Origin of the sequence: Limosilactobacillus sp., assembly GCF_040772465.1 — a bacterium.
Lineage (GTDB): Bacteria > Bacillota > Bacilli > Lactobacillales > Lactobacillaceae > Limosilactobacillus.
This window is the reverse complement of record NZ_JAXGYB010000008.1, coordinates 42336-58276: the sequence shown is the minus strand read 5'-3', so window position 1 is coordinate 58276 and position 15941 is coordinate 42336. Positions and strand designations below refer to the sequence as shown.

The 15941-nt window shown below is 47.3% G+C and carries 9 protein-coding genes; all 9 read left to right on the top strand.

Annotation, left to right across the window (positions count from 1 at the left end; all coding sequences use genetic code 11):
• Positions 1 to 17: 17 nt before the first annotated feature.
• The 9 genes from AB3114_RS07965 to AB3114_RS07925 all read left to right on the top strand — a co-directional run bounded on the left by AB3114_RS07965 (position 18) and on the right by AB3114_RS07925 (position 15914).
• On the top strand, positions 18 to 1169 hold the full coding sequence (locus AB3114_RS07965) for a glucose-1-phosphate adenylyltransferase (RefSeq protein WP_367342716.1): 1152 nt from the start codon (positions 18 to 20) through the stop codon (positions 1167 to 1169).
• Positions 1159 to 2346, top strand: a complete 1188-nt coding sequence (gene glgD / locus AB3114_RS07960) for a glucose-1-phosphate adenylyltransferase subunit GlgD (protein ID WP_367342715.1) — start codon at positions 1159 to 1161, stop codon at positions 2344 to 2346. The genes AB3114_RS07965 and glgD overlap by 11 nt, the downstream gene beginning before the upstream one ends.
• Entirely contained in the window at positions 2321 to 3748 is a 1428-nt protein-coding gene (glgA, locus tag AB3114_RS07955) for a glycogen synthase GlgA (protein ID WP_367342714.1), read from the top strand. Before glgD ends, glgA begins: the two co-directional genes overlap by 26 nt.
• Before the next feature lie 71 nt (positions 3749 to 3819).
• Positions 3820 to 6345 (top strand): glycogen/starch/alpha-glucan phosphorylase, encoded by a 2526-nt coding sequence (locus AB3114_RS07950; RefSeq protein WP_367342737.1) that lies wholly within the window; start codon positions 3820 to 3822, stop codon positions 6343 to 6345.
• The gene (locus AB3114_RS07945; RefSeq protein WP_367342713.1) at positions 6345 to 8144 is read left to right on the top strand and encodes a glycoside hydrolase family 13 protein; all 1800 of its coding nucleotides are present in this window, start codon (positions 6345 to 6347) and stop codon (positions 8142 to 8144) included. Before AB3114_RS07950 ends, AB3114_RS07945 begins: the two co-directional genes overlap by 1 nt.
• Before the next feature lie 119 nt (positions 8145 to 8263).
• A complete protein-coding gene (locus AB3114_RS07940) occupies positions 8264 to 8743 on the top strand; it encodes a CtsR family transcriptional regulator (protein WP_367342712.1) in 480 nt (159 codons plus the stop codon).
• Between the two features lie 26 nt (positions 8744 to 8769).
• A complete protein-coding gene (locus AB3114_RS07935) occupies positions 8770 to 11259 on the top strand; it encodes an ATP-dependent Clp protease ATP-binding subunit (protein WP_367342711.1) in 2490 nt (829 codons plus the stop codon).
• Positions 11260 to 11438: 179 nt separating this feature from the next.
• Positions 11439 to 12047, top strand: a complete 609-nt coding sequence (locus AB3114_RS07930; protein ID WP_367342710.1) for a TetR/AcrR family transcriptional regulator — start codon at positions 11439 to 11441, stop codon at positions 12045 to 12047.
• A gap of 225 nt (positions 12048 to 12272) precedes the next feature.
• Positions 12273 to 15914: a DNA-directed RNA polymerase subunit beta gene (locus AB3114_RS07925; RefSeq protein ID WP_367342709.1), complete on the top strand. Its 3642-nt coding sequence runs from the start codon at positions 12273 to 12275 to the stop codon at positions 15912 to 15914.
• Positions 15915 to 15941: the final 27 nt, after the last annotated feature.

Below are 15941 nucleotides of genomic sequence, written 5' to 3'. Positions count from 1 at the left end.
ACCTTCCTAGAGGAATTATGAGTAGTACAGAAACGCTTGCTATTGTGCTTGCTGGGGGCAAGGGGACGCGTTTGGGAAAGCTGACCCATAATCAGGCGAAACCTAACGTTCCCTTTGGTGGTCGTTACCGTTTGATTGATTTTACATTAAGCAACTGTGCGAATTCTGGGATTAATAACGTGGGGGTTATTACCCAGTATCAGCCGCTAGACCTCAACCGTCATATCGGCAATGGGGCTAGTTGGGGGCTGGATCGTTTAGATAGTGGGATTACGATTCTCCAGCCCTACTCAAATAATGAGGGCAGTAAGTGGTTTGAGGGAACCGCGCATGCGATCTACCAAAACATCGATTATATCGACAGTATCAATCCTAAATACTTGCTTGTCCTGTCAGGGGACCACATTTACAAGATGGATTATTCCAAGATGATTGAGCAACACGTTGAAACTGGTGCTGTGTTAACTGTTGCCGTCATCGATGTGGACCCAAGTGAAGCTTCACGTTTTGGCATTATGGATACGGATAATCACAACCGAATTACCGATTTCGTGGAAAAACCGGCTCACCCGAAGAGCAATCACGCTTCGATGGGCATCTACGTTTTCAACTGGCATGAATTGCGAAAATTATTGGTGAACGGCTTTACAACCAATACTGATTCGATGCTGGACTTCGGCAAAAACGTTATTCCTTACTACCTCAACAGTGGTGAACCAGTTTATGCATACAGTTTTAGCGGCTACTGGCGCGACGTCGGAACCATCAATGCTTTGTGGCGGGCCAACATGGACTTCATCGATCCGCAAAATGAGTTGGATATGTACGACCGCAGTTGGCGGATTTTGTCTCACAACCCGATTGCACCGCCTCAGTACTTAACACCTGAAGCTGATGTTAAAGATTCCCTAGTAGTTGATGGCTGCTATGTTGCTGGGACGATTAAGCATAGCATTTTATCTGCTAATGTCCACGTGATGGAAGACAGTGTTATCGAAGATTCAATGGTTATGCCAGGAGCCCACATTGGGCAAAACGTTCACATTGACCACGCTATTATCGGTGAAAATGCGGTGGTTGGTGACAACATGGAGATTCATGGCAGTGAAGATGATATTCAAGTGGTTGGCAATCGACAAATACTAGGGAGGAAGAGCAATGAAGACTAATAACGTTTGCGCCATCATCGATGACGAACTTCAAGAGCCAGGGCTGAAAGCTCTGACGGCACGGCGGCCGAAGTCAACCCTTTACTTCGATTGCAAGTACCGGATAATTGACTTTGCTTTATCTAGTATTTCCCGGGCTAATGTCCATGACGTATTTACGATTTGTGACGAAAAGAAATCGCGCTCAATGATGGATCACATTGCGGGTGGTCGTCAGTGGGGACTCGATAGCATCGGCAATTATCAATACATCGACTTTTTCCAGGATGCTATTCGCCAGAAAAAAGACGGCAGCCTGCACTATTTTGACAAATTGATTAACTTTTTGCAGCGTTCGTTTGAACCATACACGGTCTTCTTCGGCAACACCGTGATCGCTAATATCGATCTGAAAGAACTAGTGCGGATTCACCAGCGGCAAAATGCTAACGTTACCGCTATTTTTAAACAGATGCCGGCTAACCAGATTACTGATGATAACAAGATTTTGTCGGTCAGTGATAAGGGCTTAATCACCAGTGTTCATTCTCTCAGTGATCAGCCACTGCCTAACCACGATGGTAGTTACAATTTGGCATTAAACATCTACATTGCCAATACTGACTGGTTGATCAACGAACTGAAAAAGGCTCAGCGGAAGTCGCAGACGGCTAGCCTGCAGCAGTTTTTCTTCGATAAGTTGTCCGGCGGTGAAGTGCGTTCCTTTGAATACGCCGGTTATGTCTGCAACGTTTACGATGTGAAGAGCTATTTTGACGCCAACATGGGGATGCTGGATTACAACAACATGAATGAGTTGCTCTACTCAACCCAAAGGGTCATCTCGAACGTCCGCAATGATGTAGCCACCTATTACTCGCCAGAATCTGATGCGGCAGACGTTCACATTGCGACTGGTTGCCGCATTTATGGATCAGTAAAGCACAGTCTTTTATCACGGCGGACAGTAGTTGGCAAAAAAGCTCACGTTGAGAACTCCATCATCATGGTTGACGGTATAATTAAGAAGAATGCAGTTATCAAAAACGCCATCCTTGATAAACGGGTTCAGGTGGATGCTGGTGTCAAGATTATTGGTGATCCAGATAATCCGCTCGTCATTCCAAAGGGGATGCACGTAACGAAAGATATCGTTGAGGAGGAGAGTAAAAGTGAAGATCTTGTTCGCAGCCGCTGAGTGTGCGCCTTTCTTTAAAACGGGCGGCCTCGGTGATGTAATGGGTTCACTACCGAAGAGCCTTGCCAAGAAGGGTAATGATGTGCGGGTAGTCGTTCCCTTTTGGCGCTGGATGCCTAATGCTTACCAGCAACAGATGGAAAACTGGGGTGAATTTTACATTAAGGTGGGCTGGTGCACCAAATACGTTGGCGTGCATGCTATAAAAGCCGATGGTGTCACCTATTTGTTCCTGGACAACCGGTACTACTTTGATCGGCAAAACCTCTATGGCTACTATGATGATGGTGAACGGTGGGCCTGGTTCCAGCAAGCCGTGATTGAGTTGATGCAGCAGATTAACTTTATTCCAGATATCTTGCACTGCAACGACTTCCATACGGCGATGATCCCATTCTTGTTGAAAGAAAAGTATGGCTGGATTTGGGCTTATTCCGGGATTAAGACAGTGTTGACCATTCACAACCTGAAGTTTCAGGGTCAGTTCGGACGGCAGGTCCTGCCTGAACTCTTTGGGATGCAACCGGATCGTTACGATGATGGCACGATTCGCATGGGAACGGCCGTTAACTACCTGAAAGCTGGTATTTTCTATGCTGATAAGGTCACTACGGTTAGCCCGAGCTACGCTGCCGAAATTCAGACACCAGACTTCGGTTGCGGACTGGATGAGATTCTGAGAATGTGCAACAACAAACTGTCGGGCATTTTAAACGGCATTGACTATGAGAGCAATAATCCAGCAACCGATCCTAACCTCGTCCAACACTTCGATCGTCGTCATTTAAAAGGTAAAGTGCGTGACAAGGCTGCTTTGCAGCAGATGTTTGGTTTGCCGGTGAGAAAAGACGTTCCGTTAATCGGAATGGTCAGCCGGCTGACCTCACAAAAGGGGTTCCAGCTAGTGGTCAGCGAAATGATGAACATGCTGAACTTTGACCTGCAATTTGCGATCTTGGGTACCGGCGACGCCAACTACGAACATGATTTCTGGTACTTTAGCCACAACTTCCACAACAAGTGTGCTGCGATGATCAAGTTTGATCCCGGCATCGCTCAACAGATTTATGGTGGCGCCGACATGTTCCTGATGCCATCCAGTTTTGAACCATGTGGGCTGTCGCAGATGATTGCTGAACGCTATGGGACTTTACCGATCGTTCACCAAATCGGTGGCTTGCGTGACACGGTGGAACCCTACAATCAATTCACCAACGAAGGTGATGGCTTCGGCTTTGAAGACTTCTCCGGTTACAACATGGTTCAATGTGTTAAGAAGGCGCTAGCAACTTATAAGGACAAAAAGACGTGGCGGACGTTGATGGACCACGCGATGCAAAAAGACTTCAGTTGGCGTTTGCAGAGCCAAAAGTACATCGACCTCTATCATGAACTGGTCTAGGATGGACCAGCACAGGCATTAAAGAGAAAGGAAGAACATCAGTGTTTAAGCAATTAACCACACAGAGTTTTATTCAAGCATTTAAGCAGCGGGTCAGCACAGACCTTGCCCTGGACATCAATGATGCATCGGCTGCAGACCTCTGCACAGTTCTCTGTTCAATGGTCAAAGAAGCCGTTAACGGTCAGCTGCAAAAGACTTCGAGCCGTTCTGACAAGGAAAAGCAAAAGCAACTTTACTACTTCTCCATTGAATTTCTGCCGGGTCGACTGTTGAAGAGCAACCTGGAAAACATGGGTTGGTACGATACAGTTGATAAGGGACTGAAGGAAATGGGCCTCAGTTTAGACAAGATTGCTGAAGCTGAAAAAGATATCGCGATCGGTAATGGTGGCCTTGGTCGGCTGGCTTCGTCATTTATGGATTCGCTGGCTAGTGATGGCTTCCCGGGTAATGGTAACGGGATTCGCTACAAGTACGGGATGTTCAAGCAAAAGATCATCAATGGTTACCAGGTTGAATTGCCTGATCAATGGCTAGACGGTGGTAGCAACTGGGAAATCAAGCACGAGAACCACTCCAAGTACGTCCGTTTCGGTGGTCACGTTGAATTGCCGATGGTTGATGGCCAAATCAAACCGGTCTACAAGGGTGGCCGGGTGATCAAGGCTGTGCCGTACGATATTGGCATGACTGGTTATCACGATGACGTTGTTAACACCATGCGGCTGTGGGACGCCGAAATTCCTTCTGACCAGGAAGAAAATTACCGGACAATCGATGACCTGCGTAAGGTTGAAGATCTGACTTCCGTTTTGTATCCAGATGATTCGACGGAAAGTGGTCGTCGTCTGCGTTTGGACCAGGAATACTTCTTCGTTTCTGCTGGTCTGCAGAGCATCATTGACCACTACCTGCGTAAATATGACGAACCGCTAAACAAGCTGGGTCAGTACATCGCTGTTCATATCAATGACACCCACCCGGCAATGGTCATTCCAGAAATGATGCGTCTGTTGATGGATGAGCATGGTCTGGGCTGGGATGAATCGTGGAACATCACCCAATCCGTTGTCAGTTTCACCAACCACACCATCATGATGGAATCAATGGAGCGCTGGGACATCAACATGATGCAGCAGGAAGTTCCACGGATTTTGCAAATTATTCGCGAAATCGACCGGCGCTTCGCAGCTGGCTTACGGGGCAAGCGTGACAATGACTTCATTAACCGGACCCGTCCAATCGCTAATGGCCAGGTTCACATGGTACGGTTAGCTATCATCGGCTCACACAGTATCAACGGGGTAGCAAAGCTGCACACCCAACTGCTGGAAACCAAAGTTTTGCATGACTTCTACGAGCTCTATCCGGAACGTTTCAACAACAAGACCAACGGGATCACGATTCGTCGTTGGGCTCTGATCGGCAACCGGCCGCTGACGAAGTTGCTGGACAAGACGATTGGCACATCATGGCACTCTAATGCTACTGATTTGGGTCAACTGCTGAAGTACAAGGATGACACCAAGATTCTTGATCAGATTGGCGAAGTTAAACAAGAAAACAAGAAGGCGCTGGCTGCTTACATTAAGGAACAGACGGGAATCACTGTTGATCCGACGGCCATCTTTGATGTTCAAATTAAGCGCCTGCACGCCTACAAGCGTCAATTGCTGAACCTGTTGCGGATCATCAAGCTCTACTTTGACATTAAGGACAACCCAAGTCTGGACATCAAGCCGCGGGTCTTCATCTTCGCTGGTAAGTCAGCACCAAGCTACCGTTATGCAAAGGACATTATCAAGTGCATTAACGAAGTAGCTAATATGGTTAACAGCGATCCAGTCGTTTCCAAGAAGATCAAGGTGGTCTTCCTTGAAAACTATGGTGTTAGCCTAGCTGAAAAGATTATCCCGGCTGCCGATGTTTCTGAACAAATCTCACTGGCTTCCAAGGAAGCTTCCGGGACTTCTAACATGAAACTGATGCTCTGTGGTGCTTTGACTGTGGCAACGATGGATGGTGCCAACATCGAAATCCACGACTATGTTGGTAAGGACAACATCTTCACCTTTGGTTTGACCAAGGATGACGTATACCGTTACTACAACGAGCATTCTTACTACCCACAAACTCTGTACGATAACGATCCAGTTATCAAACGCGTACTGAACGCCTTTGTTGACGGGACTATTCCGAACTTGGGCAACGCTGGGCAGACGATCTTCCGTTCGCTGACTGGCAATAACGATGAATTCTTCGTGCTGAAGGACTTTGAACCATTCGTGAAGGTTCAAGAAGAAGTGGACAAGGCTTACCGGGACCGTCGTCATTGGAACCAGATGGCACTGATTAACATTGCCAATGCTGGTCACTTCTCCTCTGATGACACGATCAAGCGCTACGTCAAGGATATCTGGCACATCAAGTCCTACACGGCTGAAGATGCTGCTGCAGGTAAGTCAGATCATACTGAACAAGTTAGTGAAGTTTCCGCTAAACCAACAACAGTAACTGCCCATCATGAGTCTCACCGGGCTTTAAAAGCTGCTAAGAAGCGCCACCATCGCAACCATCGTCGGGCTCGTCGCTAATGGCCAATCTCCACTTTAATGCTTGGACTCAGCAGTATAAAAAACCGTTTGGAGCGATTCACGCAGGCAACGAAGTTTCACTGGGGCTCACGGTTGATTTTCCCGCAGAAAAGATCGACCGGGTGGAAGTCTGCCTGACTAAGGATAGTGAGCAGCCTGTCTATTACCGGATGGAAAAACGGGGACAGACCTATAAATGTCACATTACGATCACGACGGCCGGCTGTTACTACTACTTCTTCCAAGTTGTTTTTAAGAATCAACGAATTCGTTATCTCGGCAAGGGCTGTGGTGGCGAAGGCAAAGAATGCGACAAATTTGCTGATGTTAAATCTTACCAATTAACGGTTTATGCTTCCCAAACCCAACGCCCATCTTGGTACCGTGATGCGGTTGTTTATCAGATTTTCCCAGACAGCTTTGCTAACGGGAATGATGACGGTCACGTTAACGGTAATAAGAAGAATATTCTGATTTACGGTCATCATGATGACAAACCGATGTACGTCAAGGATGACAATAATAATATTCAGCGCTGGACTTTTTATGGCGGCAATTTAAAGGGGATTACCCAAAAGATCAACTACTTAAAGCAACTTGGCGTGAACACAATTTACCTGAACCCGATTTTTCAGGCGGATAGTGTGCACCGTTACGACACCAACGACTTCATGAAAATTGATGACATGTTGGGGACGGAAGATGATTTTCGGGAGCTGGTCAATAAGCTTCACGCTAACGGGATGCACTTGATTCTTGACGGAGTCTTCAACCACGTTGGCCAAAATAGCCGTTATTTCAACCGAAATGGACAATATGGCGCAAATGTTGGGGCATACCGCAACCGCGAAAGCCCATACTACAGCTGGTTTAGCTTTATCAAGTATCCGGATAAGTACAAATCCTGGTGGGGTGTTGTCGATTTGCCGACAGTGGATCACCACAACCAGCACTATCAGCAGTTTATTTACGGGCGTCGCAATAGTGTTCTTAGTAAGTGGAATGACATCGGCGTTGACGGCTGGCGATTAGATGTGGCCGATGAACTCAGTGATGAATTTCTGACTGCAATTCGTCAAAACCTGAACCACTATTCTGATAAAATCTTAATCGGTGAAGTGTGGGAAGATGCATCCAATAAGCATAGCTACGGTCACCGACGAGCTTACACGGATGGCGGTAACCTCGATGGAGTGATGAATTATCCGGTGAGAAAGATGATCATCAACTTTTTAACGGGCAAGCAAGACGGCGTCGAGACGGGGTACCAACTGATGACGCAGTGGGAAAACTATCCGCGTAACTTCTGGCTCAACTGTCTCAATAACATCGGCACCCATGATACGAAGCGGATTCGTCGCGGGCTGGGCGACAACATCGATCTTGTCAAATTGGCTTTTCGTTTGCTCTTCTGTTTTCCGGGTATTCCTTGTATCTATTACGGAGATGAAGCTGGTTTAGATGGTGGCGTCGATCCAGATAACCGGCGCTTCTACCCATGGGGTCACCAGGATTGGGATCTCGTCAACTTTGTCAGTGCTTGTATCCGCGAACGAAAAAAGAGCGATGCTTTTAAGGATGGTAACTTAGCGGTGATGGCTGGGAAGGATCTGCTCGGTGTGATTCGCTACACCCCCGCATCGACGGAGATTTGCCTGGTTAACCGCAGTGACAAGCCGCTGAAAGTGGCTGGTAATTACCAACTGATGGGTGTGACCGTTCCAGTTAAACAGATGATTGCTGACCATTTGGCTAACTTGACCTTACCAGCTTACGGGAGTCAACTGTTGAAATTGTAAAGATTATGTAGGACTAGAGGAAGCGATGCTTTCCCTAGTCTTTTTCGTGGATGCATTATTCCGGCTTTTCAGAAGAAAATATGATAGAATAATGGTCAAACTTAGTCAGGAAAGCGGGGATGAGACTGTTGGAAGCTGAAAAAAGTTTGTCTGATATGATTGAGGATTACCTGAAGCAGATCCTTGGTGATTCACAAGAAATTGAGATCCAACGTTCAGCAATTGCTCACCACTTTGATGTTGTACCGTCGCAAATTAACTACGTGATCAAGACACGTTTCACGATACAAAATGGTTACTTGGTACGCAGCAAACGCGGTGGCGGTGGCTACATTCGAATTGAGCAAGTCACTGCTTTAGACGATGTTGATCTTATTAACCTGCTTTTAGGATCCATTGGTGATACAATCAGTGAACGCGAAGCGTCTAATATTATTCAAACTCTTTATGACGCCGAACTTATTACGCGTCGCGAAGGGGACTTGATGCTCGTTGCAATTGCTCGGCAGACCCTAAACGTCGGCAATCGGCGCGTAGAGGACCAGCTTCGGGCTCACGTATTATCATCATTATTAAACCGGTTGCGCTTTGAAAGCTAACCCATTAAGGGGGAAACCAAATTACAATGAATAATCTCTTTACACCTAGCGCCAAAGCCGTTTTGGCGATGGCACAAGAACAAGTACGTTACTTTAAACACCAAGCAGTTGGGACTGAGCACCTGCTGCTAGCACTGACAATGGAGAAGAATGGTGTTGCCAGCAAAGTTCTCCAGCAATTTAATGTCACGAGCGATGATGTCCGGGAAGAAATTGAACGTTTGACGGGTTATGGCAATTTGAATTCTCAGGGTAGCGACTTTTTCCTGCCGTATTCTCCGAAAATGCAGGAAGTTTTGCGTCATGCCCGTGAATTAGCTCACCAGTATGGAATGAGCAAGATCGGTACTGAACACTTGCTGATGGCTTTGATCAGCGACGAAACGATGCTGTCAACGCGGATTGTTAAGAATCTGAATGTTGATCCGACACGTGCGCGGCGTGTACTCTTCCGTCATCTGGGCATAGAAGAAATGCCGGCTAACCAGGGAGCATCACGGCAGGGTCGTGGTGGTCGCGGTAAGCAGCAGAAAGCCGGAACCCCAACCCTGGATTCCTTAGCTCATGACTTGACAGCTGTTGCTTCGAGCAACGGCATGGATCCGGTTATTGGTCGTGACAAGGAAATTAAGCGGGTAATCCAGATCCTCAGCCGACGGACCAAGAACAATCCGGTACTGATCGGTGAGCCAGGTGTTGGGAAAACAGCAATCGCTGAAGGCCTGGCCCAGCGGATTGCTAGTGGCGACGTCACTCCTGAATTAGCACGGATGCGTGTAATGTCACTGGATATGGGTTCACTGGTTGCTGGAACGAAATTCCGTGGTGAATTTGAAGACCGCCTGAAAAAAGTGATCAATGAAATCGAAAGCGATGGGCACGTCATCCTCTTTATCGATGAGCTGCACACCTTAGTTGGTGCCGGTGGTGCTGAAGGGGCAATTGATGCTTCTAACATTCTGAAACCAGCACTAGCTCGTGGTCAGCTTCAGTTGATCGGTGCGACGACTTTGGATGAGTACCAAAAGTACATCGAACCTGATGCGGCCCTAGAACGCCGTTTTGCAACAGTTCAGGTTGAAGAACCAACAGAAGATGAAAGCCTCGCTATTTTGCGTGGGTTGCGGCCAAAATATGAAGCTCACCACCATTTGAAGATCAGCGATGCCGCATTGTCGGCAGCTGTCAAATTGTCGAGTCGTTACATTACCGACCGTTTCCTGCCTGACAAGGCCATCGACTTGATGGACGAAGCTTCTGCCATGGTACGGATTGATGCCGAAGAAGCATCCCGTCCGGACCGTGATGATGACATGAAGCTGAAGCAACTCCAGGACCAAAAAGAAAGTGCGATTTTTAACCAGGACTTTGACCAAGCTGCTAAGCTGCGTCAACAAGAATTGGCACTTCGCCAGTCGATTGAAAAACGTCAGCAACAGGAAGAAAAACAAGAAAATAATCAATCTTTGACGGTTACGGAGGATGACATTGCTAAAGTTATCGCTGAATGGACCGGTGTGCCGCTGACCCAATTGAAGAAATCTGAGACTGAACGGTTGGTCAACTTGGAGAAGATCCTACATGAGCGGGTCATTGGTCAGGATGAAGCCGTCAAGGCAATTGCTAATTCCATCCGGCGGGCTCGTAGTGGTTTGAAAGATCCAAACCGGCCGATTGGTTCGTTTATGTTCCTGGGGCCAACCGGTGTCGGCAAGACTGAGCTCGCTAAAGCACTAGCTGAAGCTATGTTTGGCTCAGAAGACAACATGATTCGTGTGGATATGTCCGAATATATGGAGAAATACAGTACCAGTCGTCTGATTGGTGCTGCACCAGGTTATGTTGGCTATGACGAAGGCGGCCAGCTGACCGAAAAAGTACGCCAGCATCCATACTCGGTTGTGCTGCTGGATGAAGCAGAGAAGGCTCACCCAGACGTCTTTAACCTACTTTTACAGGTTCTCGATGATGGCTACCTGACCGATGCGAAGGGCCGGAAAGTTGATTTCCGCAACACGATTTTAATCATGACTTCTAACCTGGGTGCTACTCAGTTACGTGATGAAAAGGAAGTTGGCTTTGGAGCTAAGGACGTTTCGGATGACTACAACGCAATGGCTGCAGCTATTCGTCAACAACTGAAACTGCACTTCCGGCCAGAATTTCTGAACCGGATTGATGAGACCATCATCTTCCACCCACTGAAGAAGCCACAATTGCATAAGATCGTTAAACTGCTGGCTAAACGCCTTCAGAAGCGGATTGGCGAACAGGGTATTAACCTGAAGCTGACCCCAGCGGCCGTTGATTTGGTTGCTAATAAGGGCTACAACCCTGAATATGGTGCCCGTCCATTACGTCGGACTCTGCAAAACCTCGTTGAGGATCCGTTAAGTGAAGCACTGCTCACTAAACATCTCCAAGTCGGTGACAGCGCTACGATTGGTGCCCGTCGGGGGAAGATCACGTTGAAAGTTCAACGTGGTAATCAGCCCGCCCAACTAATCACCGTATAATCCAATATAAATTATAATTTGTGCATTTAAAGCATTGCTGGTGTGATTTCTTCACATCTGCAGTGCTTTTTTGCTTATCAGGCCAGGATGTATTATAATATCTATTGCTATCATTTATTGATCGTGAGATAATCATATATGTATTAATTAGCATGTGACAAATGAAGAGGGTTTGCAAAATGAAACGAGCAGAACAATTAGCCAAAACTCGGCAGACAATCATTAAGACTGCTACCAAGCTTTTTTTAGAAAAGGGATACGGGAATACATCAACGCGTGATATCGCTAAAGAAATCGGAATTACCCAGCCAGCCCTGTATCACCACTTTAGCGACAAGGAAGTTTTGTACCTGGATGTTTTGACTAACCTCGGTGAAAAGGTTCGTCAGGATATCAACCGGGTGATGCGTCTTCGTGATATCGATGTTGAAGAACGCCTCTGGAAGATTACTCAGGTACTGCTGAAGTATCACCCCATGAATCCTTACAGCCAATTCCAATCGGCTAAGAAACTGCTGTCTGATAGTGCCAAACGGAAACTGAATATGCTTTTCACGATGGACTATGTTCAACCGATTACTGCTTACTTCCGGTTGCCAGATGTGCCTTTGCGTCCTGATTTGCTGCCAAATGAAGCAGCGGAACTTTTTATTGCTGAACTAGCACCGCTGTTTGAAACTTTCCAGGATTTTGGCGGTCACAGTGTTTCCAAAGAAGAACGTGACAAGATTATGCTTGATGTCTTCATTCACGGTATCGAAGCTGCTAAAGAACCAGCTGAGAACTAAGCAGTGTTAATTGTTGACAATTAAATAAGAATATCGTAATATACCTAATGTATGTAATTGCGAGTTCAGAGGGGTCGTTGATCTATTGTCCAGCGGCTCCCTTATAAAAAACCAAAGATGGCATTTGCCATTTTTGGATTTTTTTTGCCCTTTTGAGCTCATTTTGACTATTTGTAAACAAAATGTAACATAAAAGAGTCTGAACTGGCCCAACAAATTTGAGAGGTGAATAGTTTGGCTGGACATTTGGTAAAATACGGCAAGCACCGTACTCGTCGTAGTTATTCCCGAATCAAGGAAGTGCTGGAGCTTCCTAACCTGATTGAAATTCAGACCAACTCTTACAATTGGTTTATGGACAAGGGTCTTCGGGAAATGTTTCAAGACATTATGCCGATCAATGACTTCCAAGGAAAGCTGTCCCTGGACTTTGTTGATTACCAACTGCTGGAACCAAAGTACACGATTGATGAAGCACGTGACCATGATGCTAACTACTCAGCACCACTGCACGTTACCCTGCGCTTAACCAACCACGAAACTGGTGAAATCAAGTCTCAAGATGTCTTCTTTGGTGACTTCCCACTGATGACTGACCAGGGGACTTTCATTATTAATGGGGCTGAACGTGTTATCGTTTCCCAATTAGTTCGTTCACCAGGTATCTACTACAATTCTGATGTAGATAAGAACGGCCGGACAAACTTCGGTGCTACCTTTATTCCTAACCGTGGTGCTTGGCTGGAATACGAAACTGATGCTAAGGGCATTTCTTACGTCCGGATTGACCGGACTCGTAAGCTGCCAATCACTGAGCTGGTGCGGGCTCTTGGCTTTGGCTCTGATGACGAAATCATCGATATGCTGGGTGGCAACACCGATGGCATTTCACTGACTTTGGACAAGGATGTTCACAAAAACGCTGAAGATTCTCGTGTTGAAGAATCTTTGAAGGACATCTACGAACACCTGCGTCCAGGTGAACCAAAGACTGCTGATTCTGCACGTAGTTTGCTGACGGCACGGTTCTTTGATCCACAACGTTACGACATGGCTCCGGTTGGCCGTTACAAGACCAACAAGAAGCTGATGCTGAAGTACCGTCTGCTGGGCCAAACATTGGCTGAAACACTGGCTGACCCTGATACTGGTGAAGTGCTGGCATCAGATGGTGACGTGGTTACCAAGGAAGTTCTCAAGAAGCTGGAACCATACCTGGACCGCGACGACTTCAAGATGATCACCTACACGCCTTCCGACGAAGCCGTTGTTACGAAGCCTGTTAAGCTGCAAAAGATCAATGTTTACTCCAAGAACAATCCTGACCACGTTGTCCCAATCATCGGCAATGGTCACATTCCGTTGGAGCTTAAGCACATTCAACCAGCTGATATTCTGGCATCAATCAACTACTTCTTTGACTTGCAAGAAGGTATCGGCTCAACTGATGACATCGACCACTTGGGTAACCGTCGGATTCGCTCCGTTGGTGAACTGCTGCAAAACCAATTCCGGATCGGTTTAGCCCGGATGGAGCGTGTTGTCCGTGAACGGATGTCAATCCAAGACATCAACACGGTAACGCCACAACAACTGATCAACATCCGTCCAGTTGTTGCTTCCATCAAGGAATTCTTCGGTTCATCACAACTGTCACAATTCATGGACCAAACCAACCCACTGGGTGAACTGACCCACAAGCGTCATCTGTCCGCCCTTGGTCCTGGTGGTTTGACTCGTGACCGTGCCGGTTATGAAGTTCGTGACGTGCACTATACCCACTACGGTCGGATGTGCCCAATCGAAACTCCTGAAGGTCCTAACATCGGTCTGATCAACAGTCTGTCTTCATACGCCCGTGTTAACAAGTACGGCTTCATCGAAACGCCATACCGCCGTGTTTCATGGACTACGCACAAGGTAACCGACAAGATCGACTACCTGACTGCCGACGAAGAAGATAACTACATCATCGCCCAAGCCAACACGAAGCTGAACGATGACGGTTCATTCGCTGAAGAAGAAATCATGTGTCGTGATAAGGATGACTACATCACGACTTCATCAAAGGAAAACGTCGACTACATGGACGTTTCACCAAAGCAAGTTGTTTCTGTCGCTTCAGCATGTATCCCATTCCTTGAAAACGACGACTCCAACCGTGCCCTGATGGGTGCTAACATGCAACGTCAAGCCGTTCCTTTGATTCATCCACATGCACCGCTGATCGGTACCGGGATTGAATACAAGGCTGCTCACGACTCTGGTGTTGCCATGATCGCTAAGCACGCCGGGACCGTTGAATACGTCGATGCTCGTCAGGTTAAGGTACGTCGCGATGATGGCAGCCTTGACACTTACAAACTGATGAAGTTCCGTCGTTCTAACGGTGGTAAGAACTACAACCAGACACCAATCGTTAAGGTTGGTGAACACGTCGACGCTGACGACGTTCTGGCCGATGGTCCATCAATGGAACAAGGTGAACTGGCACTGGGTCAAAACCCACTGATCGCCTTCATGACTTGGCAAGGGTACAACTTCGAAGATGCCATTGCCATTTCAGAACGTCTGGTTAAGGATGACGTTTACACTTCGATCCACATTGAATCTTACGAATCTGAAGCCCGTGAAACGAAGTTAGGGCCTGAAGAAATGACCCGCGAAATTCCGAACGTCGGTGAAGATGCACTGAAGGACCTGGACGAAAACGGTGTTGTCCGTGTCGGTGCCGAAGTTCACGATGGTGACATTCTGGTTGGTAAGGTTACGCCAAAGGGTGTTACTGACCTGTCCGCTGAAGAACGTCTGCTGCACGCCATCTTTGGTGAAAAATCCCGTGAAGTTCGTGATACATCACTGCGTGTCCCACACGGTGGCGGCGGTATTATCCAGGACGTTAAGATCTTTACCCGTGAAAACGGTGATGAACTGTCACCTGGCGTCAACAAGATGGTTCGTGTTTACATCGCCCAAAAGCGGAAGATCCAAGTTGGTGACAAGATGTCTGGTCGTCACGGTAACAAAGGTACTGTTTCCATCGTTATCCCTGAAGAAGACATGCCATACATGCCAGATGGTACGCCAATCGACATCATGCTGAGTCCAATGGGTGTGCCAAGTCGTATGAACATCGGGCAAGTTATCGAACTGCACTTAGGGATGGCTGCTCGTGAACTTGGTATTCACATCGCAACGCCTGTCTTTGATGGTGCTACCGATAAAGATGTTTGGGACGCCGTTAAGGAAGCCGGTTTACCGTCAGATGGTAAGACGATCCTTTACGATGGCCGGACTGGTGAACCATTCGAACAACGGATCGCCGTCGGTGTCATGCACTATCTGAAGCTGGCTCACATGGTTGACGACAAGATCCACGCTCGTTCAATTGGACCATACTCACTGGTTACCCAACAACCACTGGGTGGGAAAGCCCAATTCGGTGGCCAACGTTTCGGTGAAATGGAAGTTTGGGCCCTTGAAGCTTACGGTGCTGCTTACACCCTGCAAGAAATCTTGACTTACAAGTCAGATGACGTTCAGGGTCGTGTTAACACCTACGATGCTATTATCAACGGCTCACCAATTCCAAAGCCGGGTGTTCCTGAATCATTCCGTGTTCTGGTCAAGGAACTGCAGGCTCTGGGTCTGGACATGAAGGTTCTGGACGAAAACCACAAGGAAGTTGAACTTAAGAGCATGGATGACGACGTAATGAACGTCCACGCCATGGCCAAGAAGGCAGAACGTGATGCTGACGCCAAGGCTGCCGCAAAGAAGCGGGCAGAAGAAGAAGCAGAAGCTAAGGCTAACGACGCTTCTACTACTGTTGCCGACAAGTCAGCTAACGAGACGAAGCAAGACTAGCGTGATCGTAATTAATCAAGAAGGAGG

What these genes read in the sequence shown, in the direction of transcription:
- AB3114_RS07935 (WP_367342711.1), top strand. Translation starts at nt 8,770, where the DNA reads ATGAATAATCTCTTTACACCTAGCGCCAAAGCCGTTTTGGCGATGGCA.
- AB3114_RS07965 (WP_367342716.1), top strand. Translation starts at nt 18, where the DNA reads ATGAGTAGTACAGAAACGCTTGCTATTGTGCTTGCTGGGGGCAAGGGG.
- AB3114_RS07930 (WP_367342710.1), top strand. Translation starts at nt 11,439, where the DNA reads ATGAAACGAGCAGAACAATTAGCCAAAACTCGGCAGACAATCATTAAG.
- glgD (WP_367342715.1), top strand. Translation starts at nt 1,159, where the DNA reads ATGAAGACTAATAACGTTTGCGCCATCATCGATGACGAACTTCAAGAG.
- AB3114_RS07940 (WP_367342712.1), top strand. Translation starts at nt 8,264, where the DNA reads ATGAGACTGTTGGAAGCTGAAAAAAGTTTGTCTGATATGATTGAGGAT.
- AB3114_RS07945 (WP_367342713.1), top strand. Translation starts at nt 6,345, where the DNA reads ATGGCCAATCTCCACTTTAATGCTTGGACTCAGCAGTATAAAAAACCG.